General features: G+C 46.3%; 19 protein-coding genes. 10 read left to right on the top strand and 9 right to left on the bottom strand.

The features are described from left to right. Window positions 1-145: 145 nt before the first annotated feature. On the bottom strand, window positions 146-988 hold the full coding sequence (locus tag H5336_RS06070; RefSeq protein ID WP_185232378.1) for a hypothetical protein: 843 nt from the start codon (window positions 986-988) through the stop codon (window positions 146-148). Between the two features lie 1,123 nt (window positions 989-2,111). Between H5336_RS06070 and dinB the strand changes: the two genes are divergently transcribed. The 5 genes from dinB (at window position 2,112) to H5336_RS23595 (ending at window position 8,075) form a co-directional block, all read left to right on the top strand. After that, window positions 2,112-3,188, top strand: a complete 1,077-nt coding sequence (dinB, locus tag H5336_RS06065) for a DNA polymerase IV (protein WP_185232376.1) — start codon at window positions 2,112-2,114, stop codon at window positions 3,186-3,188. 166 nt (window positions 3,189-3,354) lie between these two features. Beyond that, window positions 3,355-3,771 carry an ExbD/TolR family protein gene (locus tag H5336_RS06060; protein ID WP_185232374.1) on the top strand — a complete coding sequence of 139 codons (417 nt, stop codon included), beginning with the start codon at window positions 3,355-3,357 and terminating at the stop codon, window positions 3,769-3,771. An 856-nt stretch (window positions 3,772-4,627) separates the two neighbouring features. Continuing rightward, on the top strand, window positions 4,628-5,320 hold the full coding sequence (locus H5336_RS06055; RefSeq protein WP_185232372.1) for a DUF6933 domain-containing protein: 693 nt from the start codon (window positions 4,628-4,630) through the stop codon (window positions 5,318-5,320). Between the two features lie 108 nt (window positions 5,321-5,428). Next, the gene (gene rhuM / locus H5336_RS06050; RefSeq protein WP_185232370.1) at window positions 5,429-5,716 is read left to right on the top strand and encodes a RhuM family protein; all 288 of its coding nucleotides are present in this window, start codon (window positions 5,429-5,431) and stop codon (window positions 5,714-5,716) included. 292 nt (window positions 5,717-6,008) lie between these two features. Beyond that, window positions 6,009-8,075 (top strand): alpha/beta hydrolase family protein, encoded by a 2,067-nt coding sequence (locus tag H5336_RS23595; RefSeq protein WP_185232368.1) that lies wholly within the window; start codon window positions 6,009-6,011, stop codon window positions 8,073-8,075. Window positions 8,076-8,295: 220 nt separating this feature from the next. Here H5336_RS23595 and H5336_RS06040 read toward each other — a convergent pair whose 3' ends face one another. Next, window positions 8,296-9,264 (bottom strand): transposase, encoded by a 969-nt coding sequence (locus tag H5336_RS06040; RefSeq protein WP_185232366.1) that lies wholly within the window; start codon window positions 9,262-9,264, stop codon window positions 8,296-8,298. 82 nt (window positions 9,265-9,346) lie between these two features. On the opposite strand from H5336_RS06040, the gene cap2-3 reads away from it, so the two are divergent. Then, window positions 9,347-11,095: an anti-phage 6A-MBL system cap2_3 protein gene (cap2-3, locus tag H5336_RS06035; RefSeq protein ID WP_185232364.1), complete on the top strand. Its 1,749-nt coding sequence runs from the start codon at window positions 9,347-9,349 to the stop codon at window positions 11,093-11,095. Window positions 11,096-11,514: 419 nt separating this feature from the next. Here cap2-3 and H5336_RS06030 read toward each other — a convergent pair whose 3' ends face one another. Further along, a complete protein-coding gene (locus H5336_RS06030) occupies window positions 11,515-12,540 on the bottom strand; it encodes a hypothetical protein (RefSeq protein WP_185232362.1) in 1,026 nt (341 codons plus the stop codon). 544 nt (window positions 12,541-13,084) lie between these two features. On the opposite strand from H5336_RS06030, the gene H5336_RS06025 reads away from it, so the two are divergent. Next, on the top strand, window positions 13,085-14,188 hold the full coding sequence (locus H5336_RS06025; RefSeq protein ID WP_185232359.1) for a hypothetical protein: 1,104 nt from the start codon (window positions 13,085-13,087) through the stop codon (window positions 14,186-14,188). A 907-nt stretch (window positions 14,189-15,095) separates the two neighbouring features. On the opposite strand, the gene H5336_RS06020 is transcribed toward H5336_RS06025, so the two are convergent. Both H5336_RS06020 and H5336_RS06015 read right to left on the bottom strand, forming a co-directional pair. Then, window positions 15,096-15,587 carry an anthrone oxygenase family protein gene (locus tag H5336_RS06020; RefSeq protein WP_185232357.1) on the bottom strand — a complete coding sequence of 164 codons (492 nt, stop codon included), beginning with the start codon at window positions 15,585-15,587 and terminating at the stop codon, window positions 15,096-15,098. Between the two features lie 106 nt (window positions 15,588-15,693). After that, entirely contained in the window at window positions 15,694-16,551 is an 858-nt protein-coding gene (locus tag H5336_RS06015) for a Rossmann-fold NAD(P)-binding domain-containing protein (RefSeq protein ID WP_185232355.1), read from the bottom strand. 157 nt (window positions 16,552-16,708) lie between these two features. Here H5336_RS06015 and H5336_RS06010 point away from each other — a divergent pair, with 157 nt between their 5' ends. Beyond that, on the top strand, window positions 16,709-17,683 hold the full coding sequence (locus H5336_RS06010; RefSeq protein ID WP_185232353.1) for an AraC family transcriptional regulator: 975 nt from the start codon (window positions 16,709-16,711) through the stop codon (window positions 17,681-17,683). Between the two features lie 490 nt (window positions 17,684-18,173). Here H5336_RS06010 and gcvP read toward each other — a convergent pair whose 3' ends face one another. Continuing rightward, the gene (gene gcvP / locus H5336_RS06005) at window positions 18,174-21,098 is read right to left on the bottom strand and encodes an aminomethyl-transferring glycine dehydrogenase (protein ID WP_185232351.1); all 2,925 of its coding nucleotides are present in this window, start codon (window positions 21,096-21,098) and stop codon (window positions 18,174-18,176) included. A gap of 466 nt (window positions 21,099-21,564) precedes the next feature. Here gcvP and H5336_RS06000 point away from each other — a divergent pair, with 466 nt between their 5' ends. After that, window positions 21,565-22,773: a CvpA family protein gene (locus tag H5336_RS06000; RefSeq protein WP_185232349.1), complete on the top strand. Its 1,209-nt coding sequence runs from the start codon at window positions 21,565-21,567 to the stop codon at window positions 22,771-22,773. A 100-nt stretch (window positions 22,774-22,873) separates the two neighbouring features. Then, window positions 22,874-23,434 carry an NUDIX domain-containing protein gene (locus H5336_RS05995; protein WP_185232347.1) on the top strand — a complete coding sequence of 187 codons (561 nt, stop codon included), beginning with the start codon at window positions 22,874-22,876 and terminating at the stop codon, window positions 23,432-23,434. Window positions 23,435-23,992: 558 nt separating this feature from the next. Here H5336_RS05995 and H5336_RS05990 read toward each other — a convergent pair. The 3 genes from H5336_RS05990 to H5336_RS05980 form a co-directional block, all read right to left on the bottom strand. Then, on the bottom strand, window positions 23,993-24,898 hold the full coding sequence (locus H5336_RS05990) for a diguanylate cyclase (RefSeq protein ID WP_185232345.1): 906 nt from the start codon (window positions 24,896-24,898) through the stop codon (window positions 23,993-23,995). Between the two features lie 99 nt (window positions 24,899-24,997). Next, window positions 24,998-25,432: a hypothetical protein gene (locus tag H5336_RS05985; RefSeq protein WP_185232343.1), complete on the bottom strand. Its 435-nt coding sequence runs from the start codon at window positions 25,430-25,432 to the stop codon at window positions 24,998-25,000. Window positions 25,433-25,459: 27 nt separating this feature from the next. Beyond that, window positions 25,460-25,675: a hypothetical protein gene (locus H5336_RS05980; protein ID WP_185232341.1), complete on the bottom strand. Its 216-nt coding sequence runs from the start codon at window positions 25,673-25,675 to the stop codon at window positions 25,460-25,462.

Here is a 25,675-nt window from a genome sequence, read left to right as displayed (position 1 = left end):
AGGTAACCACTTCCTTTACGCAAACCACCTTGTACCAACGCTTGCCGGGCCGCGCAGAGGCAAAAATCAATTGTTGGCGGTGTTCTTTTGTTGCTACATAAAAAAACGGCGCCGAATGGCGCCGTTTTTAGTTGTCCGTGAAGCTTTACTTCTTAGGTGGACGACCACGACGCTTTACACCGGCTTTTTTAGCGGCGGCTTTTTTCGGAGCCGCTTTTTTGGCCGCAGGGCGACCTCGCTTACCAGCGGCTTTTTTCGGAGCCGCTTTTTTGGCCGCAGGACGACCTCGCTTACCAGCCGGTTTTTTGGCTGCAGCCTTCTTCTTAGGGGCGGCTTTTTTCGCGGCGGCCTTCTTAGGTGCGGCTTTTTTCGCTTTCGCCTTGGTTACAGCCTTCTTTGCTTTAGCTTTAGCGGCGGCGGCAGCCTTTTTAGCAGCAGCTTTAAGCTTAGCAGCAGCTTTTTTGGTTGCTATTTTAGCTTTGGCAGCGGCTTTTTTAGCAGCGGCTTTCTCACGAATAGCGGCTTTGCGAGCAGCAACGCTCGCGGCGGCGGCTTCTTTCTTGGCGGCGGCTTTCGCGGCTGCTTGAACCTTCTTCAGGTAAGAAGCTTCTTGTTTGGCAACTGCTTTTGCCAGAGTGCTCGCCTGCGCAGCAGCTTTGGCAGCTGCCGCTAGAGTAGCTTTGGCGCTGCTGAGTTCAGCTTTTGCTTGGGTGGCAACGTTGTTGGCAGCACTGGCTACCTTACGAGCTGCGGCAAGTTGCTTGGATTGTGCGGCAGATTTCTTTTTAGCGCGAATGGAAGCAACTTTAGATTTAGCTGAAGAGGCTTTTTTCGCAGCGGCGGAGGCTTTGGTTGTGGCAGATTTAACAGTTGCTTCAGCAGACTTGAGCTGAGCGGCGCGTGCTTTTTCTAATTTGCCTTTAAGCGCAGCGAGTTCCTTTTCGAGCGCGGCTACAGGATCTACCACTTTTGCTTTTTTAGCGGCCATAATTATTACCCTTACCCTATTGTTGGTTGTACTAATGAAAGTTGTAGCACTACATTACGAAATAACAAGAAAAATTCAAGTTTTTTCATCGATTTACGTACAATTACCAGTGTTTTTTTAAAAAAAAACCCAATTTTTTCTAAGAAGCTAAAAAAAATGCACTTACGGCGAAAATTTTTGGAAAAAACTGTTAACAACGCAGCGGCAATTGTGGCTCCCCAAAAGAGAATATTTTTGTGGTTTTAGGCTCCTAAAAAATTTGTAAAAAACAAATAATCAGACGTTTTTCTGTTGCTTCCTGGCCGATATTTTCGTTAATTTTAGTGAGTAAATGACGTTTTTTGTTTCAATGTGCTTAGTTTGCTTTGGTATTTACAAATTAAACCGTTTTTTGATAAAGCTAAAGGCCGTGAACGAGATGTTTACGAGCGGTATGCCGTGAAGTTTTTTGTGTTCATGTGGCGTCGCTCGATGGATTTAAGCGTTAGCCCGCTGAGCTTTTGCACACGGGTTGGCGAAATCGTTGTAATAAGTGGTTTAGCGAGAAAACGATGGCCTAAGCGAGTGCGAAACCAATCGAAAACCCGTTTTAGTCGATATTTAAGTAAGGGCACCGCAATTAATGGCTTATGGCCTCTGTTTTTGTGTGGGGGTTCGTGCCCAAGACAAAATTTACAGACAATCTGTTGGCCTGGCGAAAATTTTTACCGCCGTGCATGAACCGCACACAAAACCCCAAAGGGCACGGCTTAGCAAACCTTATTGCAGCATTGGCCTATTTGGAAAGACGATAAGCCTTTCGCTGCGCCGCCCGCCGTACACCGTACATTAAGGCTTCCCAAGTAGCGCAGAGGCTAAAATCCATTAATAGGTGGGCCCGCAGGCATTTGCTTACAGCGAATAGATACTCAATTCAATAAATCGGGCAAAAATCATTTTTTCACTATTCACGACGGTTTAGCGGCAAAGAGTCCAAAAAGTTTTATCGCATAAATATGGGGAGGCGGGATAGCACCCTGCACATACCACTGTATGTGCAAACAGTTTCGCTGTGGTAAACTTATTAAAACGGTATATTTATCGCCGGTATAGTCTTCTTATCGCTGCCCTACAGTCGTAAACAATGAAAAAAATCATTCATATTGACGCCGATTGCTTTTTTGCGGCCCTAGAAATGAAGGAAAATCCCGATTTAGCGGATATTCCACTTGCCGTGGGTGGAGATCCTAATGGGCGGGGAGTTATTGCCACCTGTAATTATATGGCACGGCAATACGGTGTGCGCTCGGCAATGGCTTCTGCTTATGCAAAAAGGCTTTGCCCCAGCCTACACATTGTAAAACCTAATTTTGAATTGTATCGGCAGGCCTCTGCCCAAATGCTCGATATCTTTTCTCGGTATAGCGAAAAAATGGAACCGCTTTCCCTTGATGAGGCCTACATAGATGTATCGAACAGTGAGCAATGTAAAGGTAGTGCAACCTTGATCGCCGCTGATATTCGCCAGACGGTTGCCCGGGAGCTGGGTATAGCTGTTTCTGCGGGTATCGCACCGGTAAAATTTGTTGCCAAAATCGCGAGTGATTGGAATAAACCCGATGGACTATTTACCGTTTCACCCGCAAATATTGAATCGTTTGTCGGTAATTTATCGCTTTCGCGTCTTCCCGGCGTAGGCAAGGTAACGGCGGACAAGCTGGCAAGGTACGGTTTGTACAACTGCCAAGATATTCGCAATTGTGATACTAATAGGCTGTTGCGTGAGTTTGGTGGTTCGTTTGAGCGATTCATTCGTATGGCTAAAGGTATTGATGAGTCGGAAGTCGCTCCGCGCCAAGAAAGAAAGTCGATCAGTATTGAGCGCACCTTCCCAACCGATTTGGAATCGGCCAGTGATTTGTCCAAATCCCTCCCTGATTTACTCGATGGCCTTAAACAGCGTTACGACAAAATCGCGGGTCGATACTTCGTCAGCAAGAAATTTGTAAAGCTTAAATTCGATAATTTTGAACAGACAACCGTGGAAACCTCCCTGGGGCGAAACTCAGACCTCTTTTCATTTTCCGACTTTCAGCGTTTAATGCAGATTAGCTGGTTACGCCAGAAGAGGTGTGTACGGCTGATAGGGGTTGGTTTTAGGTTGGCACAGCCCAATTCGTGCCCAGAGCAGCTACACTTACCCCTAACCGAGCGTATTTGAAATTAACGAAATTTGGGCCTATATCAACCTAATCTGTAAAGGGGGGGCAGTTGCCAAAAAGTTCGTGTAGAATGCGTTCTTCGCCGATGGCGGCCAATTGCTGTGTTGCAGCAAGCGCGTGCAGCCAAGCTCGCAGCGATATTAACTCGATTTTGGAGAATCTAACGTGAGTCGTAGAAAACATAAACAATCGGCCGAGGACAAGGCTGAGATCGATTTGACACCAATGCTGGACGTGGTGTTTATCATGCTTATCTTCTTCATCGTGACGGCTTCCTTTATTAAAGAAAAGTCTCTCGATGTGAATGTTCCAGAGAATACCGATAACCTGCCACCACCCGAAACTGAAAGTAAGAGTATTCTGGTGCAGATTAACGCCAACGATGAAATTTTCATCGATCAGCGTCGCGTCGATATTCGTTCGGTTCGGTCATTGATTGCACAGAAGAGCGCCGAAAGCCCAGAGGGCGGTGTAGTGGTTATGGCACATGAACATGCTTCAACCTCTAGCTACGTCGCTATTGCTGACGCGGCTCGAGAAGCCAAGGTTTATAACGTATCCCTGATACCACGCAAGAAGTAAATGTAGGGTTCGTTATACGAAAAAAGCCGCATTAAGCGGCTTTTTTTATGTCTGCCGATACGGGGTTATTAGTGAAAGCGACAACGCTAGCGGCTAACCCGTACCCTAATAAAATCAATGATTTAGGTGAGCCTAGTATTCAATCTAGTTGCAGGCTTAGGCTTCATAGGTAGTTCTTTCTCCATAAGTCTTTGTGGCTACCTCGGCCATTCTCCTAGGTTCCGCCCGTTTTCTGGAGCCGTAACCAAAACTTCCGACCGCAACGCTGGTACGCCTAGTTATCTTCCCACGAGGGTGGCTGGACATTCACATAGAGGGTGGCTAGATAGACACATTAGCCAAAAACACGGCGAAAAGGCTATTTGGCAAGCCCGGCTGTTGGCATAATACGGCGCTGAACAGCGCGCTTATGCGTCATTGGCGGGGGCTTCGCGCTATTGCACGCGCGTTGGGGCGGCCGAAAAGAATTAGAATAAAAACACCAAAATCACAGGCTTAACAGCGTTAACCGTGCTCGTACCTTCTCAAAAGCTCTGGGAGTAGGGCAAGCAACGCGAGTTGAACAGAGCAAGGTAATGTTAAACAGCTTAACGGCAGAGGTTTAGGCTTAATCTATTCCATAAAAAGAGCAGTGAAAAAAACACATGTTCATCGCTCAAACCCGAATGGGGCCGCAACATAAAGCGGATAACGAGCGTTAATGGGAAGTAACGCAGTACATAAAGAAGCAAGTAAAACCGTATGCAAAAAGGCTCTGGCTAAAGCCCTTACTAGGGCCCTATTGCACTAAACCTTGCTATACAAAACCCTGCTATACAAAATAACAGCTTTTAACAGTACAACGAACAAACCACTTATGATTACCATTCATTGCACTAAAAAACTCTGGGCCAAATTACCGCTAGCGGAAAACGGATTACTGCCATCATCCAGCGAAAGTAATGCGCCGGTGGCGGGCAACGACCAAGCCTCGCCGTTAGGCGACTGGCACGCTAACCTAATTACCCTGCAGCGCCGCAACTGCGTATTGCTGGTACACAATGCCACACGCTTTCCGGTGTTTATTCCCTGTTTAACCAAGCCCGATTTCGCCAGCCTACAATGGCGCTTTGAAGATGTATTTATGAACGCCTTGCTTAAACTAAACGCCAACCAAACGCAGCTAGACACCGCAGCCGCCGCCATAAATACCCACCTTTACTGCGACACTACAACCGACCGCTCGGTACTGGGTACCCTTAACCAGTTGAAGGCTGATATTGAGCATGTGCTCCATAGCGAAGAGTTACTTGTACCCAACCTGTACCCACCATCGGTGTCGGCCAGCATGGCCGAGCGCCCCTGTAAAGTGAAAGCCCAAAACACGTGGATTATGCCCCACGAAGAAATGTTTACACTGCTAGATAAGCTCGCCACAGCCCCTCAAATAGCAACAACAGCCAAGCCGCTAAACCCTGCGCCAAGCAAAAACGCCACAAAGGTCACCGGCTCAAATATTGTCGATTTCGCCGCATTTAAACAAGCCAACCCAAGGCCCAGCGATGACTAACAAAGAGCCATGGTTAACCCCTACTAACGGCGAGCTGGTCGCATGAAGAGCACATTGCCCATAGCCTTTTTTTACCAGCCCCGATGGTCACATGCAGCTGCAATTAAAATGGTTGATGAAAGCCTATGGCTTACGCAACAACATTTGGCTGGGTTGTACGAAAAGCCGCCTAAGACCATTAGAGAGCACATTAATAATATCTATAGTGACGGTGAGCTGGAGCCAGGAGCCGCTATCCGGCTATTCCGTGTAAAGAGTCGGACAGTTGCCCTAGAAGGTGCGTGGGACCGGGAACGGCTGCTGAACCAATACAATTTAGATAGCGTTTTGGCGGTGGGTTACCGAGTGCGGTCAAATCGGGGTACTCTATTCCGCCAGTGGCCCACACAGCTATAAAAGGGTGCCTAGTGGCTTCTTTAACGTGGCTGTCCACTATATTAGTGTTATCAATGTGTTCTGTGTCATTAGATCAGGGCAGGCAGTTACGGCGTCGGGAAACCAGTAATCGGTTGATTATAAGGTTGGGGTTGAACGTCAAATGTATGGCCTGTCCCCTCAAAAAAAGGTTACCCAAAAATTTATTGGCTGATAAGATATGAGGAGGTTTTAGTGCTTTTAATCTATCTACAGAACCCCTTCCTTGGAATCCATATTGGCCAAGGCTATTAGCGTTTTCTTGTGAAAAATTGTGGTTGAAATCTACTGCGAAATTTTCAATTTTATTTTAGGTGTTGTCAAATTTTATTTTCAATTCAACTATAGAACTTTAATCCACATGACTAAAAAGTATGAAATTTATATGAAGATGCTAGTTGATATCATCCTGCTTAGCTTTTTTATCCCCTTGGATTGTTATTCGTCCGTTGATGGAAAAACGCCTATTGAAAATTTTGTCCGAGAGCCTGCGTGGTCAAACGTCAGAATTTCACCAGAGGGAACAAAACTGTTGGCAAATCGAGGGGAGAATGATATCTCCAGCCTAGTCAGTTATGAGATTGACAAAAAAAAATTCAATGTCATTCTAAAAGATACGGATGATAGTTGGTATTTAACCTGGAGCAAGTGGATTGACGATGAGCATTTTATCCAAGGTACTCGTGTTGCTTCCCGAAACAAAAAATATAACACGTATTCTAAACAACTTTATATCGGGCATTATGCTGGAGAAATGGTTGAACGAATGATCCCGCCTGAGCACGCACTCTACCCGGTACGCCAAATAGTTAATTGGCTGGACACAGACCCTGATCATATTTTATTTTCCAGAGTAGGAGATCCGTCGGTTTATAAATATAACATTGACAGCAAACGTTTAGGGAAGACCAAAAAGAAATTTGGCGTATCTTACGAGAAAGTCATTTCCTACCCAGGATTCAGAACCGATTTAGTCAGTGATGTTACCGGACGATATTTTGCAGCTGTCAACTATGACAGGGATTTACGGCGCATCTACTATCGTGACTACAATAATCCAGCGCAATCACTGGTGTGGAGCTACTCTATGGTGGGGTATGAAACAGTCGACTCTCATCCGAAATTTATCTACCCTCTTGGGTTTGACCCGGGGAAGCCGATTATGTATGTCAGCGGTCTCCACGAGAATCGCACTGCAGTGTACACTATTGATATGTCTAAGGATGAGCATCAATTCGCCTTGCTCGCTGCGCATGATCGTTATGATTTGGATGGTAGCTTAATTACTTCTCCAAAAGATGGAAGGCCTGTGGGTATTTATCATAGCTATGATGGTTTTAGTGCTACCTACTGGGATAAGTCATATGCGTCCCTTAAAAAAATGATAGACACAGCATTGCCAGGATCGAATGCTATTGTAAGCGTCAGCCGAGATGAGACCAAATATGTTGTTTTTCACTCAACACCCGAGTCCCCGGGCGCGTTTTTTTTGGGGGACCGAAAAACTAAAGCCCTAAGCTATATAGGAAGCTCGTACCCTGAGCTTATGGAGGCGAAAACGTCGGAGCGAAAGCGCCATCAAATTAAAGCTCGTGACGACCTTGATCTGGAGGTTTTTGTAACTAGTCCGACTAATGCAGACAGCACTTCGTCTTCATCGGTTGTAGTTATTCCTCATGCTAGCCCATTTGGAAAAGACAGGGAAACTTTCGATTTGATGCCAGCATTTTTGGCGGACCGCGGATTCACGGTGTTACAAGTAAACTATCGAGGTTCATCTGGTTACGGAATAGACTTTTTATTAAAAGCCAAGCATAACTACAATGTGTCGATACAGCATGATATCGAAGATGCAACCCGTTGGTTAATTCAAACTCAGAATGTTGACGCAAGCAGGGTGTGTATTATGGGTAAAGGTTTTGGGGGCTACTCTGCGCTGATGGCTATGGCAAATAAACCGGAATTATATAAGTGCGGTATTAGTGTGGCGGGTATTACTGATCTTGTCGATTGGTCAACTCATAATATGTTTGTATATGGCTACAGTAGTAAGTTCGTGAATATGTTCTTCGGTGGTCGTTGGTCAAATCGGAAAGAACTACATGATTCCTCCCCTGTGAACCTCACTGAAAAAATTACCCAGCCGGTTCTCATTATACACGGAATTAAGGATGTGGAGGTGCCAGTAGCGCAATCAAATAGACTCTATAAAAAATTGAAAAAAAGTAACAAGAACGTATACAGCATACGCTTTAAAGATGGAGATCATTCTATCAGTAAGTATTCTTACCGGAAAAAATATTTTCAGGAGGTAGAGACGTTTTTGGATAAGCATTTGTAGAATGTTTTTGCTGACCGTGATTTAGTGATTTAGAGGGGACACGCACTCATAGAAAAGTTGCGAAAAACCCATTGGGCGAAACACGTAAGATCAAAATCCTAAGGTAATAACTGTAAATACTGGAAGAGTGGCGCGTACGAGCACGAATCACGCTGATTAAACCATCGGCAGAGCCTGGCTAGCGTGAACCCGTTTTAATTGCAGTGAGTTTATTAAAGGACTAAGCGACGTTTTTATCTCGCCGCCTATAATGGAATTTTTTATAGAAGATCGCTTCAAATTTCTGTGTGTTATCCACCCAGTCGTCAGCGTCAATGCCTAGCCGTTGCAGAATGGGTAGAGATTCATTGGCGATGTAACCGCGCTTATCTTTACGCTGAATACGGCCAGTCGTATCCACTAACGTGAGGTAATCTTTGATATCGAATAATACGCCGTGTTGTATATCAGACCGAATATTCCCCTCAAAAACAGCTAATTTTTTAACGGGAAAGCGGCTGAAGTGATGAGGGTTGATATCCGGATTGTGGGTTAAAGCTTGTTTCAGTTCAAAGCGAGGGTTTATTCGCTCTTGAACGCTGGTGTGTTCAGAAGTTTCGGGTGACTCGGCCATTTTTGCGCGTATGGGGTTTAAATCCACGTAGGCCATAGCGGTTAACAGAGCCTCCTCGGTCAATAAGGCTTGAGATTTAAATCGCCCCTCCCAGAATCGGCCAGTGCAGCGTTCTTCTTGGTTCGCTTGGCGTGCGATGACTTGATTTAGTTGCTGCATAAACGCGCTTAAGCTGCCAAGGCGTGTACGCCAATCTTCTACAGTATCTTCGAGTACGCGTTGTTCTGCGGTATCGAGGGTTTCGCCTTTTTGATATTTTTGTACCAAAAAAGGGCCTTTGTACAAGCATAGCCAGCGCTGAATGACTTCGTCAAAGCTCCAGCTTTGCGGTGCTTGGGCATCAATTTTGATTACGATATGGTAATGGTTACTCATTACGGCGTAACTGCAGATATCGATAGCAAAAATGGTGGAGAGTAAGCGAATACGCTCTGCAATCCATTCGCGCCGGTGTTCGTAGCATTGCCCGGTATGAATATCTGTACCACACAGGTAGGAGCGACGAACACAGCGGGACATAACGTGATAATAGGGTGTGTCACTGATGGAGACTTGATGCTTCCGTGCTGTCGTCATAGGGTTACCGTAACTGTGTATAAATACAGTCATTAATCGTAGGGGATGTTCGGTATGATGTCAATGGAGAGTGGGTGTCCTATTGATCCTATCAGAAGATAGCCTAGAGAAAGAGTTGGTTTTTCAAGGTGTCAATTTCGAGGGCGTAAAAACGCAAACTCTAATTGGCTCATATACTGATTCTTTGAAAAAAGAAGCACCCTACTGCCTTTCGGTTTCAGTTGTTTTGGATGCAATAGAGAATGGGCCAATTGAGGAATATCCGTTTACTTTGGGAGGGCTAGAAGACCTTTTGAGCCGAAGGGGGAGCAGTGTCGTTCAACCTTTGAAAGAAACTGTTTTAAAGCATGTTACTGACAAGGGGCTTCAAGTAAAAGAGCAAGGTAGCAAGGAGTTCGTTCTGGTTCTACTTGGTATTCCAAGATCTCGGCTAGGCATTGTTCAGAAGCTAGAAGTTCAGGGGTTTATGGTTGACGCTGGTATTGGCATATTGGGTCAAAGCCTTTCTGTATTGTTTAAGGCTAAAGAGGAGAATAAATGGTATAGGGATGTTATGGGGGGAAGTGAAAGTGATCAGTGGAAGTCGGTTTCAATATTTCCTGTGAATGTCAAATGTTACCCAAATGAAGAGGAGATTAGGCAGTATTCTGATATTACTCCAGATGACGGCGGCCCAGCAGGTATTATTGCTGGAGCAGGTGCGCTTGGAGGAATGTTGGCTGAAATATGGGGAAGGGAATGTTGGGGGGAATGGGCATATGTTGATGATGACACAATTCAGGCTCACAATCTCGTGAGGCATATCTCTTCGAACTCTGCGGTCGGTTTTCCAAAAGCAGTTGTGGTCAATTCGTTGGTCAATAGTATTCATTCAGAAAAAGTTAACTCACAATCTAAAGCATTCGTAACTAGCATTTTGTCTGAAGACAAAGTGCTAAATGATAAAATCGAAAAGTCTCATTTTCTCGTTGATGTTACAACAACATTGCATGTTCCTAGAGTTGTTTCGCGTAGCGATAGTTTCCCACGAACAGTCAGTGCATTTATTACGCCTTCGGGTTCAGCATCTGTAATGCTGCTTGAAGATAAGCATAGAGAGATACGCTGTAATAGTTTGGAAGCACAATACTATCGCGCCATTCTAAATGAAGATTGGGGAGAAGAGCATTTATCAGGCCATGTTGGACGCCATTGGGTTGGGGCTGACTGTCGCGAAGTAACGCTGTCGTTATCGAATGAACTTGTACATATTCATGCAGCTACGTTAGCTCGTCAAATAAGGAAAAAATCGTCGTGTAACGAAGCAAAAATTTGTGTTTGGGATTACCACGATAACTCAGGAGCAATATCTTTTTACGACATTCCTGTGTTCCCTTGTCGTTCAATATTTCTTAATAACTGGGAAGTTATTTGGGATGATGGATTTTTAAAAAAGATTACTGCCTTTCGAAGCGATTCTCTACCTAATGAAACAGGGGGAATTATCTTTGGAATTGTTGATCAGAAGGATAAAACTATAACACTGGTCAACGCTTGTCCTGCACCTGAAAATAGTGAGTCGACTCCGTCTAGTTTTACTAGAGGAGCGTATGATTCAGAAAGCATCCTTGATGATTGTAAAAATAGGACTGCGGGAATTGTCACTTATGTCGGAGAGTGGCATTCTCATCCGCCTAATTGTGGAGCTTTGACAAGTGGTGACGATATAGGGCAATTGAGTTTTTTATCTACTGAATTGCAAGTTGAGGGTTTGCCAGCGCTTATGATTATAGCCTCTGAAAGTGCGATTGGATTCTATTTGAATAAGCATGGCATTGTCGTTAATTTTTAGGAAGTATTTTAAATATAAAATTATTGTGTCCGGTTTTAGTTGACCAGAGCATGAGCTGTTCGTGTACAGGCAGCGCACACAAAAACCTTCAAATGACCAATAGTTTGTCATTTGCAGGTTTGAGGTGCGGCTCCCCATTAGATTTGTCAGTTCCCTACTAGATTAGACCGGTTCCCCACCAGAATAACCATTATCAGTCGCCACCCCCATCTTCATAGCTTTCGAGCTTAATGAGACAGCCATCTTAAGAGGGATATGCTCAAATTGTTGGAAGGTTTTTCGATAAAGGCGTTGTTCTTTTTCCCGTTGAATACGGGGGCCTGTTTTGGCATTAAAAAATAGAGTTTACTGGAATTTAAAGCGAGATTGTTCCCCTCTCGGGGAGAAAGTAGGGCGGGATTTAATGTTGAATGGAAGTGTTAGTGGAATATTGCTTCACAATTGGCGTAAGCCGGTCTTCTTTGCAGCCCTAATGCCTTTGCTGCAAGCATTAGCTTCTCCTTACAGCCAACCAAACTTTTGAATTTGGATTCAAACTGGGTGGTCAGTATAAGCCATTTACGGCTGGAGATATTGAGGCGCTCAAGAATGGGGGGTAAGTTGTTGTCGATAAAGCCACGTTTGTCTTCACGAATAGCCCTTCCGGTAATGTCTACAAGCTGTACGTAATCTTGTAAGTGAAAGGGTAGACCCTGGGGCATGGGTTCTCTTGGGTTTCCCACAAATTCGGCGAGCTTTAACGGTTGTGGGTTATTAGTCTCTTGGTTTTCAATACGGCGTTTTATTGAGGTGTGGTCAGAGCTTTCTGGTGTCTTGGCCATTTTGGCTCGAATGGGGTTTAAATCCACGTAGGCCATACAGGCGGCCAGTGCTTTTTCATCGAGTAAGGCTTGTGATTTAAATCGGCGCTGACCAACATGGATGTTGGAAATGCAGGTTTTGCAGGAGCAAAAACCTGTCCAAAAGCGTCCTGTACATTGGTCTTCGGCGTTTACCATACGGGCAATGGGTTCGTTTAAGGCCCACATCCAGCGGCTGATATTGGCTAGTTCAAGCCGCCAGTGGTCCAGTTTTTCCTTAACGGCAAGCCATTGGGCCTCGTCGAGCGGTTCACTTTTTACGAACTTCTGAGTTAATAGGGTGCCCTTGTAAAGCTTGTGCCAACGTTCGCATACCTCTAAGTCACTTAAATTATGGGCTTGTGCCATATTGATGTGTAATACCACATGATGGTGGTTACTCATTACGGCGTAGGCACACACGTCAATGCAGAAAACCTCCCCCAAAAATAGAATACGGTCTTCAACCCATTGACGGCGGTATTCGTAATTTTTACCGATTAAGGAATCCAGACCACAGAGAAAGGCCCTGCGTACGCAGCGAGAGGTACAATGGTAGTAGGGGGTAGCATCTAGGGAGATTTGTTGCTTCCTTGGGCGGGGCATGGCTCATTCCTTGAGTTTCTGGCTACTGGGATAATGTACAGTGATTTTTTGTTGGGTTCAAGTGTTAGTGTGGGTGTCCTACATTGTTTTCACCAAACCCAAAACGCTTTGCGCCCCATCAAAACCGCCGGTAACCAAGCTATGCTAACATTGGTTAGCTCGTTAACAGAATCACATATTTGAGCGTGAATAAATTGGCGCACATAAAACTATTTTTTGTGCGCCAAAGCGGGTTTATTCTGTTTCATTGGGGCCTGTTACGAAAAATATTGTTAGAGGCTTTGCGGAAAAAACTGCTAGATCTTTCCCAAACCATCAAGGCACGGCAGCAAGATTTGGATATTACTGTAGCTGTCGAGGCGTTAATGTGGTTGCTTTGAAAAACGGCGATATAAACCCCACGCGGACATCGGCAGTACCTCAAATGCTTTTATACTAAATCATCACGGTACGGCAGTAGTAGTTGAGTTCGCACTCTGAATTACGATATTATTTTATTCCAAGCATAATCACCATCTCAACTTTTAGTAAAGGAGCACTATAGATGTTGAAAAAAATATTGAAATATCACAGTTATGTACTTGCTGGCTTAATGTTATCTGCAACGGCGTACGGAGCGGCAGACTGCCCAAATGTTTATACAACAACAAAATACTATGAAGGCACTGTAAATTGTGACGCTACTATATGGTTATTCATAGAAAATGCGTGCCCAGAGCGTGAATTAGAAACTTACCCACTTTCTGACTATGTTAGTAGAACAACAAATACCCGGAAGTATCTCTCTGATGTATTTAGTATTTCAAATGGCGATTGCGTTGAATATGGAGGGAATTACCAATATGTACCAAAAACAGAAGACGTTTGGCTTGGATGCACAGGCAGCATCCCTTTCTTAGAGTCCGTTACTACTTCCACAAGAGTTTGTGATCCGGCCAGCGGTTTAAAACTAGCTGGCAATAGTGTTCCCTTGAATAGTGGACTTGTTAACTCCCAGGTACTTGCATGGAATTTTTATGACCGAAATGACTCTGTAGGTGTTTCATGGACGCATTCAGATGGCTCGGTTGCACTTGAATATAACCTTCAAGTAAACGGTTCGATGAACGGCTGGACCACCGTAGGAAAATTTGCTTCAGGCATTAAAAGTACCAATATAAACTTAAATGCTATCCTTCAATCGTCTGTATCCGGCTTACCTGACTCCCTTTTCCCTGCAGGCTCAGTCAGAGCTAACATTTATTTTAGGCTTCGAACGTTTTCGGCTAGCAGTACCAGCACAAGTGATTGGAAATATTCTGGTGGTGTAGGTTTATTCTATAATGATTGGCTTGATAAGCCTGTTTACAAATTCCCCAATGTTTGGAAGGGCAAAACAGTCAAACACTATAGCAATATGGGAACTTTTCGGGTTGGATGGCCAATGGACAGCACTTATATTTGGCCAGCAATAACGTACCGACGTCATGGCGGTGGATCTACTACCAAATACTTAACTGGTTATGATTCTGATCACACATTTAGAAATCTTGAAACCGGGACTTATTCCATTCGCGTAGAAGCTTGTGATTATGAGCCGGAATTTGACGATCCGGAAATGGATTGCAAATCAAATGGAACTATAATGGAAATCAACGTTGTTAACTAAAGGTCACAGATAAGAAGGCAATCCCAATCGACTTTATTTATCGTGGCTCAGATTTGATCTTTCAGTTCCCAGTTAATTTAGAGGGTGGCTGTCAGCGTAGAACTGAGCTATTTTTTTTAGTAGCTCAGACTTAACCTGAAATTTGCCGCTCCGAATAGCGGGTAAATGTCAGGTCACGTCTGAGCTAAATTCTTCTCAACCCAATTCATTTTTCCATCAAGCAACATTTCCATTAGCGTTCTGCCACAGCACATATATTTAGCCTTAATGAACAGACCAAAGGGTTCAGGGTCGAATGGCACTTACTTAAGACCTTAATCTCAGTAAGTATGGGTGGTTCAAGCCCATCAAGTGTTACTGACAATAATGATGCTTAGTTGTTTTTTGGTTGTTTCCGCAGGACAGAGGTATGTAGAGCAAAGTCTTTCATTCAAAAAATGAGTCGCTGAGCCCTATGGCTGCTGGTTTTAGAGCATAAGTAGGTGCCATTCGGTTCAGGGTCATTGAATTTCCAACGTCCTCTATTGGCCGAAAGCAGAATATAGAACTAACTCAAGAACACGATATGACAAAAAAATAGATCATTGGAAAACGATCAATGTCTCTGACCCCGTTGATCGTTGACCCTATTGATCGTACTTACGTTTTCGCCCATATTATTCAGTTAGCTAGATCTATTTTTTCTAGCGCGCGGTTTAAGCTGGGAGTAAATAGCCCATTTTTTAGGTTCATATCTACATGGGCTTTTGCTGATTTCAAATTTGCAGTTACAGTCAACTTGATTTCGTAACCAATGGCGAGTGGGTGTCCTATTGAGCTCATGGTTATTGAGCTCATGGTTATTGAGCTCATGGTTATTGAGCTCAGCACAACCGATAGCCAGCTTTGCCCCTCCTGAAATTTTAATTCACAAAGAGATCAATAGAAGCGACACTAAAATTGAGAGAATTGACCTAAAGCTATTCCATTTATTCCAGCTCGGCTCGAATTCATTGCGTGCTTTTAATCCCGCAGAATCATCCAAAGCATCAACACGCAAAGATTGAAGTTTGTTGTTCAACGGCACATTAATGATAAAAGTGGGCAATTGGACACCGAAAATATAGACAAGCGTTGCAAACATTAGCTGCAAGTTCACGCCGCCCTCCAATACGCTAAGGCTCAGTAAAAACGACGCCAACAGCGCAACAATAGACCCCACCCAAACGACGATGAATAGCGGCTGGTTATTTTGTATCACGCCATCAATCACTTGAAATGCACGAATAAACTCCCGGTTATTAAGTCGCTTTAAACCTGGCATTACAACCACCGAAAAAGCAAAAAGAAATCCTGCCGTTAGAGAGCACAAAAATGTTGCAAGAAATAATAGTCTTTCAAAAATAACGCCCAGTATCATTGCGACAACTCCTTATTTTTAATCGCGATGTCAGTTAATTCCTTACATCGCTAGAACAATAGGCTTGGTTTATTAAGGCTCTAAGATAAGAAATTAAAGATACCAACTAAGCGTTACTTACTTGTACCTGTGGTGCCCAAGCACCCGCCGCCAAAGCTTTTTTTACATAGTCATTAAAGTCTGTAGCGGGTCGACCCAATGCTTCTTCCACACCATTCACTACCGGCGTGTTTCTGCCATCAAACACCACTGTAAATAGCTCGCGCACTAACCATTGAAAGTCTTCAGGAAAGCCTTGCGATTTCAACGCGTCGATATAGTCTTCGATTGGCACAGGTATGTATTGAATCGTTCGGCAATCAATTGAACTAACGGCTGCGTTAATAGCGAGAATACATTCTTCGAAAGTTATAGACCGCGGGCCGGTAACTTCAAACAATTTATTGCGCAAATTCGTTTTCGTCAGCGCGGCAACGGCGACGTCGGCTATGTCATCGACATCAATAAAAGGCTCGCGTACACGGCACTCCGGTAACACCAATTCACCATTGAGAATGCCCTCTAACATAAAACCTTCACTAAAATTTTGCGCAAACCAACTAGCACGCACAATATTCCAGCTCAAGCCGCTTGCTTTAACCACGTTTTCCGCTCGAATAGCGCCCTCCTCGCCACGACCGGAAAGTAGCACCAGATGCTCTACGCCAGCGTCTCTGGCTGCTGTTACAAATCCATAAATAATTTTTTCCGCAGCAGGAATAGCTAAATCAGGATGGAATGAAACGTAGGCACGGGACACTCCAGACAAAACACCCTGCCATGTCGCCGGTTCATTCCAATCAAAGCGAGGCGTGCTAGAACGCGACGCGCCCCGTGTTGGGTAACCTAGTTTTTCTAAGCGCTGCTGAATACGCACGCCCGTTTTACCGGTGTTGCCAATGATTAATATGGGTTTCTCTTTCATAGTCTTTTCCTCTCATTGCTGTTTAGGGGTACTTATTGTGTGTAGGGGTGTACTATGAAGGCATAGGGTTGGATTATTAATGCCTAAAAATCCATTTATAATTGCATATCGTCCATATTTATTGGGTTATTAGAAAATAAGGTGACAAAATCGCACGATGAAGAAATATCAGAGAGAATTTCCCCGTTTTTCCGACCCGCTTGGTGAAACCCTTTACCAATTGCGGCTAAATGGCAGCCTTTATGCTCTCTCAGATTTGAGTGCCCCTTGGGGTATGGAAATGCCCGTGCTGCCGGGAATGATGATGTTCCACATCATCACGCAAGGGCAATGTTGGTTGCAGTTGGGGGACCGCGAGCCCATTTTAATGCGACAGGGTAGTTTGGCCTTGGTGCCCCACGGCCTTGGACACCGCTTAATGGATGAGCTCGGTTCCGAAGTGAAGAGTTTTTTTGATTTACCCGTACAGCAAATTAGCGAACGATATGAAGTGTTGGAATACGGTGGTGGCGGCACGAAAACAAAATTAACCTGCTGTGTAATGAGCTTTGATCACGTATCCGGCCAACAACTGATTACTCAATTGCCCGAAGTGCTTCATATTGACAGCTGGGATAACGAGATCGATAACTGGCTTCAACAGACCCTGCGCTTTATCGCCCGAGAGGCACATGATCAAAAACCGGGTGGGCAAACCATAATGTCCAACCTAGCGGATATTCTCGTAATTCAGGCAATTCGTACTTGGATCGATACCGCACCCGAAGCTAGCAAAGGCTGGCTAGCTGCACTCAAAGATAAACAGGTGGGTCGTGCGCTAGCCGCGATTCATCGTCAGCCCGAAAAAAATTGGACCATTGCAAACCTCGCCAAAGATGTCGGCTTGTCCCGCTCCGGGCTGGCTGCCAGATTCACCGCTTTCGTCGGCGAACCCGTAATACAATATTTAACGCGCTGGCGAATGCTCATTGCACGTAGCCGGCTGCAAGAAGGCGCGATTAGCCTCGGTGAATTGGCGGGTCAACTGGGTTATCAATCTGAGGCGGCTTTTTCTCGCGCGTTTAAACGCACAATGGGGGTATCGCCAGGATCTGTGCGTAAAAAAGAACAAGCGTTTAAGTACACTAAGTGACTTTTCGTGCCATTCGGGTCCGGCCCTACATTCGGCATTTAGCCATTAGTCACGAATTAACAGACATGAACAAAACCACCTACCCCAGTGCAAAAAGTTTTCATAGCGAATGAAGTTGGAGACACAGGCAATCGAAGCAAGTTTGTGACGGTGAGTTTGAGCAGAAACTGCATGAGTGCTTTGAGCGCGTTAGAAAAAGTATACAACGGGTTTATCCGTGAGCCGAAGTAAAGTGGCCACACTGCGATGAAATCGGCTGAAGTAAACCTCTCTAAGAAGCCGTTGAATATTGCTTCAGCAAAAGCTAGCCAGATTCATGCTTTTGTTGGGGCTTGTTCGGTGAGTGTTGAGCTGTTCGCGTACAGGCAGCGCACACAAAAACTTTCTAATGACCAATAGTTTGTCATTTACAGGTTTGAGGTGCGGCTCCCCAACTAGATTTGTCAGTTCCCCACTAGATTAGACCGGTTCCCCACCAGAATAACCATTATCAGTCGTCACTCCCCTCTTCATAGCTTTCAATAGACGGGCAGCTACAGATCAAGTTACGGTCACCGAAAACGTTATCGATGCGGTTAACCGTGGGCCATACTTTATTACTTTTTAAATAGGATAGTGGGCGCGAGGCTTGTTCTCGGCTGTAGGGGTGTTGCCAGTTTTCATCTAGTATGTCGTCTAGGGTGTGGGGTGCGTTGCACAGCGGGTTGTTTTCTCTTGGCAATTCACCCGACTGCACTTTTTCGGCTTCTTCGCGAATACAGATCATGGCGTCGCAGAAGCGGTCGAGTTCGGGCTTACTCTCCGATTCGGTCGGTTCTATCATTAAGGTGCCGCTTACCGGGAAAGACATGGTAGGGGCGTGAAAGCCAAAGTCCATCAGGCGCTTGGCAATGTCTTCTTCGGTAATGCCACTGGCATCTTTTAGGGGGCGTAAATCCAAAAGGCATTCGTGGGCAACGAAGCCGTTTTTACCGGTGTATAAAATGGGGTAGTGGTTAGCTAACCGCTTGGCAATATAGTTAGCGTTGAGAATGGCGTAGCGCGTTGCTTCACGTACACCGGTACCGCCCATCATACGAATGTACATCCAGCTAATGGGTAATATGCTGGCCGAGCCCCAGGGCGCAGCGGAAATGGTGCCGTTTTCGCGGTTAGTGCCTGCAATGTCTTGTAGGGGGTGAGAGGCAAGGTAAGGTGCGAGGTGCGCCTTAACGCCGATAGGGCCCATACCGGGGCCGCCGCCGCCGTGCGGAATACAAAATGTTTTGTGTAAATTAAGGTGGGACACATCACCACCAAATTCCCCTGGCGCAGCCAAGCCAACGAGTGCGTTCATGTTGGCTCCGTCGATATACACTTGGCCACCCACCGCATGAATTAAGCTGCAGATTTCTTTAATGTTTTCTTCAAATACGCCATGGGTTGAGGGGTAGGTAATCATAATCGCGGCAATGCTATCGCCGTGTTGTTCGATTTTGGTTTTTACATCGTCTACATCTACATTACCCTGTTCGTCGCATTGGGTTACAACTACTTTTAACGAGGCCATTTGTGCGGAGGCGGGGTTGGTACCGTGTGCCGATTGGGGAATAAGGCAAATATTTCGCTGTTGTTCGCCCTTGGCTTCAAAGTATTTTTTAATGGCGACTAAGCCTGCATATTCTCCCTGCGAACCGGCATTGGGTTGAAGGCTTATGGCGTCGTAGCCGGTGCAAATTTTCAGCATATTTTGCAGCTGTTCAAAAAGCTGCGTGTAGCCCTGCGCTTGGTCGATGGGAGCGAAGGGGTGCATTTGCCCAAATTCGGGCCAGGTTACCGGTATCATTTCTGAGGTGGCATTTAGCTTCATGGTGCACGAGCCAAGCGGAATCATGGCATGGTTAAGGGCAATGTCTTTTGCCTCTAGCCGTTTTAAATAGCGCAGCATGTCGGTTTCAGATTGATATTGGCTGAATATTGTATGTTGCAGCGCTTTTTGTGTGCGTAATTGTTCTGTGGGAATGGCGTTTGCGGCGTGCGCCTTTTTTTCCAGGTTGGGGAAATCTAAGGGCGATTCATCTCCGGCAAAAATTTCCAGTAATTGCTGTATGTCGGCGGCGGTTGTGCATTCACTTAGGCTAATGCCCAATGCATTTTTACCCACTTTGCGTAAATTAACCTGGGCGCTTAGGGCGCGGGTATACAGCGCTTTTTGTTGGTCCCCTACTTCAACACACAGGGTGTCGAAGAAGTGCTGGTGGCGAATTTTAAAATTAAGGCTGGTAAGCCCTTGGGCCAGTATTTTGGTGAGTAGGTGAATGCGTTTGGCGATACGTTGTATGCCGTCGCCGCCGTGGTACATAGCATAGAACGCGCTCATAACGGCCAGTAAAACCTGCGACGTGCATATGTTGGAGTTGGCTTTCTCTCGGCGAATATGTTGCTCACGGGTTTGCATAGCCATGCGCAGTGCTTGCTTGCCTCGGGTATCAACGGATACACCAATGATACGTCCGGGCGTTGAGCGTTTGTGCTTTTCTTTAAACGCAAAAAAGGCCGCGTGTGGGCCGCCAAAGCCCATGGGAATACCAAAACGCTGATTGCAACCTATAACAATATCGGCACCTTTTTTTCCGGGTGGGTCCAGCAATACCAGGCTCATAATGTCGGCGGCAATAATGGCCAGCGCATCTTTTTGGTGGATAGCGTCGATGAGCGGTTGAAGCTCTAGTAGGGCGCCGTCGGCACCGGGGTTTTGCAGCAACGCGCCGAAATAATTGTGATTTTCTAGGTCGGTATTGGGGTTGCCGACAATAATATCGAAGCCGAAATGTTCTGCACGTGTGCGTAATACCGCTAGCGTTTGTGGCAGGCAGTTTTGGTCTACAAAAAAGGTGTCCGATTTATTCTTGCGTGCCACACGCTTGGCCATTGCCATGGCTTCGGCAGCGGCTGTTGCTTCATCGAGCATGGAGGCGTTGGCGAGTTCCATACCGGTTAGTTCGGTAATCATTTGTTGGAAGTTCAGTAGGCCTTCCAGGCGCCCCTGGGCAATTTCGGGTTGGTAGGGCGTGTAGGCCGTGTACCAGCCGGGGTTTTCCAATACGTTGCGCTGAATGACGGTGGGCACATACGTACTGTGATAACCGAGGCCAATATAGTTTTTAAAGAGCTGGTTCTGGCTGGCTATTGTTTTCAGCTCTGCCAGGGCCTGTTGTTCTGAAACCGGCGCCGAAAGCTGGGTGGTGGTTTCGGCGCGAATGGCTTCGGGTACCGTTTGATCAATTAATGCATCTAGGCTGTTAAGCCCCAGAAGTTTGAGCATACCAACAGACTGAGCCGTATCGGGGCCTATGTGGCGGTGAATGAATTCACTTGAGTAGGATAAATCTTGTAAAGATTCGGTACCCAATAATGGGCGCTCGGTATGCGGCATAAAGGTATTTCCGTACAATCGATAGTTGGGTGCTAGGGGTTTGGGCTGGTTCCGGTGTGGTCCGCTCTGTGGACACGTGTATTTTAGCTGAAAGGCGTTTTACGTATGCTAGTAAGCTAGCGGAGTAAGCAAAAAGCACTGTACGTGTTTTTGTGTTTTTGCTCAGTGTCGGCGTCCGTGCAGGCTAGGTGTCAGCTTGCTATACCGTCCCAGAAAACCCTGGAAAGAGTAAGCGCGAAATATAGCATATAGCCGCAATAAAAGCGTAATTGCGCCTGACTATCGGCTAGTGAATAAAGCGCTCGGTCTGGCAAGCCTTATGCGCTGTTGATTTGCTTGGCAAGGCCGCCTTGCACTAACGCTTGCCAGCCCCTGTAGAGGCTAATATTCATTATTAGCGGTGCCCTAAATGGCTTTGAGGCTAGCGCTATAGCGCGGGCGGAGTAAATTGAAGGAGTGAGTGAATATGGCCGCTGATATGGCTGGTGTTACATCCAACGTTACATCCACAGTTACATCTATCGTTACGCCCATGTTTATTATCTGGGTTGCCTACAGCCTTTATCGCGGTTATCGCCGGGGGTTATGGCGGGGTTTATTTACACTTGCAGCTCTCGTTGTCGCTTACGTGGGTTGTTACCTTTGGGCTCCCACTATTAGCAACCTATTGCTGGAGCGTGGCTGGAGCCTGTTTGCGAGCTACAGCACGGCGTTTTTTAGCCTGTATGCGTTGCTGTATTTAACCGTAGCAGAGTTGCCCAACTGGGTATTGCGTAAATGGTTGTCTTCGGTTGCTCCGCAGCACTGGTGGGGGGCTGGCTTGGGGGGCTGTGCCGGTATTGTTTCGGGGCTGGTTTTCATCTGGACTTTTTCGCTTTTACAGGCAGCGGTAAGCCTGCAAGCAGAGCCCGTTGGGGCAAGCAACCAAAGCATGGAAATAAAAAAGCCTGCGGTCGTGTCTGTGGCCAATGCGCTTATGGCGGAGGTAACCCGTGCCGGAGCCGGAATTGCGGGGGTAGACCCACTGCAAACTGAGGTAATGGTAACGTTTAGCCGTGAACCTCAAAAAGCACTACAGGATTTACATTCGCTAGGGCAGTCGAAACAGTTACAGGCGTTTCTTTCAGACTCCGACATTCAGCACTATATGGCCACGGAGAACCTTGATGGTTTGATTGAGTCTGCCGCTTTTCAAAACGTTATTACCCTGCCAGCGCTGGAAGGTGTTCGCCAAATGGCTAGGGTAGAAGCGTCTAGTGGTGGCCGAGAGGCTGGCGTACGCGAAGGCGACCTATACCTCGCGGCGCGATATACCGAGGCGCGAAATAGGTTGGATTTAATGCGAGACGACCCTCGATTACAGGCGATTGTGGCCGACCCAGAGGTAAAGGCCATGATCGAAAAGCGCGATATACCGGGCTTGCTGACCAATAGCAAAGTACAAAATTTAATGGCGCTTGTGATGAGCGGTGAGGTGATGAGCGGCGAGATACCGCAAAGCCGTGAGCCACAAACGGAGGTTGGTGTGGGCGCGGGGCTTGAATCGCCACCGAGAGCGCCAGTGAACATACCGGTAGCGCCAGTAAAAATGTACAAATGGCGTGATCAGAGTGGGCAAATACGCTATTCAGATTCACCGCCCGAAAATGACAACGTTGAAATTATCATCCATTAACGGAAGGGGCTTTGCCGAAACGAAAACCAGGTCGAAAGGGAAAACCAGGTCGAAGGGAAAGCTAAGCTCGAAACAGAAAACTGTGCGCAAAGAGAAAACTATGCCGAAAGATAAAGTGGGTGGCTGGAAACAGCTAAGTGTTGAAGAGGTGTATGAAAACCCCTGGATTAAAATTACCCATGAGGAAGTGCAAACACCTTCGGGTACGCCGGGTATTTACGGTGTTGTGCATTTCAAAAATCGCGCGGTGGGGGTTATACCGATTGACGAGGAAGGTAACACTTGGCTTGTTCGTCAGAGTCGTTATACGCTGGATTGTTTTACTTGGGAAATTCCCGAAGGTGGAGCACCCTATGGTGAAAGCATGCTGGAGGCGGCTAAGCGAGAGCTAGAGGAAGAGACGGGTTTGCTTGCGGGCCAGTGGCGGGAGCTTATGACGCTGCACCAGTCTAACTCGGTTAGCGATGAGGTGGCGAAGCTGTATGTAGCCCGTAATTTATCGCAGGGTATACAGCAGTTGGAAGCAACAGAGGATATAACACTAAAAAAAATGCCGATTAAAGAGGCCATTGCCATGGTAAAAAGTGGTGAAATAACCGACGCGTTATCGGTGGCGGGTTTGCAGGCCCTAGCATTAGAAATGTGGGAAAGCGGGGATTAACCCCAGTATTGAATAGCGGTACCCTAGCGTACTAAATAGGATAATAAAAAAACAAATAGAACAATAAATAGAACAATAAAATAATTAGAACAGAAAAAATGGAACAGTAAACGAGAAACGCCCCAGCAATATTACTATTGCTGGGGCGTTAATTACCGCAAAATAAACGCGGTCGACGTCCTGTCTAAAATTCAAGTCCAGTCCCGTACAAACAACCCGTTACCCATCCGTGGTAAGCAGATTTACATCATCCCTGACCGTCCCTGATTCCCTATGCATCACATCATGTGATTAAAGCGCATCCGTTGACCTTACCTGGCCACTTGCACATCCTTGAGTACGTCCTTGTTAGTGCGGTTGGTGCGCGTCCTTTGACCTTTCCTGGCCACCTGTCTCGTCCGTGTGTACGTCCTTGTTGATGAGTATTGTGCTGATTTAGGCCCTTTGGGAATAGTGGCAAGTCTCCCGAGGTTTTGTAGGACATTGACCATAGTGTTTGCGTGACGAAAGCCTACAAGCTTGTCGCCCTAATCTTTTTTAGGGCGTGATAGCGCGCCGTTAGCAGGCTACAGAGCGATTGCGGCCCATGGCTTTGGCCTGGTAGAGCAGGTTGTCTGCACGTTGCAGCAACTGGTCAAAGCGAAGGTCTTGGTCGGCAATGGTAGTTACGCCAACGCTGAGGGTGATGGAGAAGACTTCACCGTCTTCGGTTTTGATTTTTTGTTCTTCGCAACTTTGCCTAATACGTTCCGCCAGCGCGAAGGCGCCTTCGAGGTCGGCGTCTGGGCAGGCGAGCGCAAACTCTTCCCCGCCGATACGCCCCAATACGTCGGACTCACGTGTAGCCAATCGACAGCATTCGGTTAGTACGCGCAGGGCGGTGTCGCCGGAGGCGTGGCCGTAGGTATCGTTAATGGCTTTGAATAGGTCCACATCTATCATTAACACCGACAGTGGGCGGCCATGGCGGCGGGATTTAGAAAACTCGGCTTCCGATAGGGTAAAAAAGTGGCGGCGGTTATAGCTGTCTGTTAGTGGGTCTTGCGTTGCCAGCCTTTCAAGCTCTTCGTTGGCCTTTACTAAGGCGCGGCGAGCGGTTACCAACCTAAGCGCAGAACGCATGCGTGCTGACAATACGGGGTATTCGATGGGTTTGGACACAAAGTCGTGAGCACCGAGATCGAGCGCTCGAACAATACTGTTATCGCCGGTATTGGCTGATACCATAATCACCGGGATTTCCCGTGTACGCTCGTCGGCTTTTAACTGCTCCAGTGTCTCTAGCCCGCTTATCCCCGGCATACGAATGTCGAGGAGTATGATATCGGGCACCACTTCCTGCACCAGCTCTAGGCACTCTCGGCCGTTATGCGCAGCAATTACCTCAAAGCCTTCGTCTTCGAGTTCAAACGTCAGCAGTACGATATTGTCTTCGACGTCGTCAACGACGAGAACTTTAGTCATGTTTGTTTTACATCCACGGATTAATTACCCAAGTATAGGTGAAAGGTGTGAATTTGCAGGCCAATTAGAATAGGTGCGCGCAGGGCTGGGTATTTGTGCTTATAGGGGGCTCACCTTTATTCTCTCGAAGTGCTCTAATGCCTCATTTAAGAAGCTCAGGCTGAGTTCTAGCGGGTGCTCATGGACGGTGGGAAAATGAGCCGGGTCATCACTTGCGGCGTTGGAACAAAAATACTTAAGCCGTTTTAAGCAGTGTAGAAGGTTGGTTGAATAGTCGCCGGGGATTGGTGCTGTGAAATATTTAGCATCGCTATAAAAATAGAAGTCGACCCACTGGCGAATAATCCAAGAACTTGGAGCGATAAGAATGGCATTGTTACGGAGCAGATCTTCGCGTAAATGCCTTAGCGATCGAAACAGATGTTTTTTATGGCGGCTGTCTACCAACGCTAGCGGTTGTTTGATTTTTTTCGGTAAAGCAACGCTTGCGTGCGAAGGTATTCCTTGGCGCTGTATTGGCGTTTCGACTTCCATGAGCTGCCTTTTTTATAGTGTTATGGGTCAGTGAAGTGTCTTAGGTATATCCACTTGCTGATCGGCGAGGTCGGTTTGAAAACGATTAAGTTTTTGCTGTAATTGCTGAACGGCGCGATTGAGGGTAGACATTGCGCAATTTAATGCAAGAACGGCTTCATTGATGTCAGCTTCACTGCTGATATTTTTTCGTCGATCTTTCGATATTGGATGTTTATCTGCGTTTTGTCCCTGTTTTGCCAT

This window comes from Teredinibacter franksiae (assembly GCF_014218805.1).
Classification (GTDB): domain Bacteria; phylum Pseudomonadota; class Gammaproteobacteria; order Pseudomonadales; family Cellvibrionaceae; genus Teredinibacter; species Teredinibacter franksiae.
This window is presented reverse-complemented; position numbering and strand designations above follow the sequence as displayed.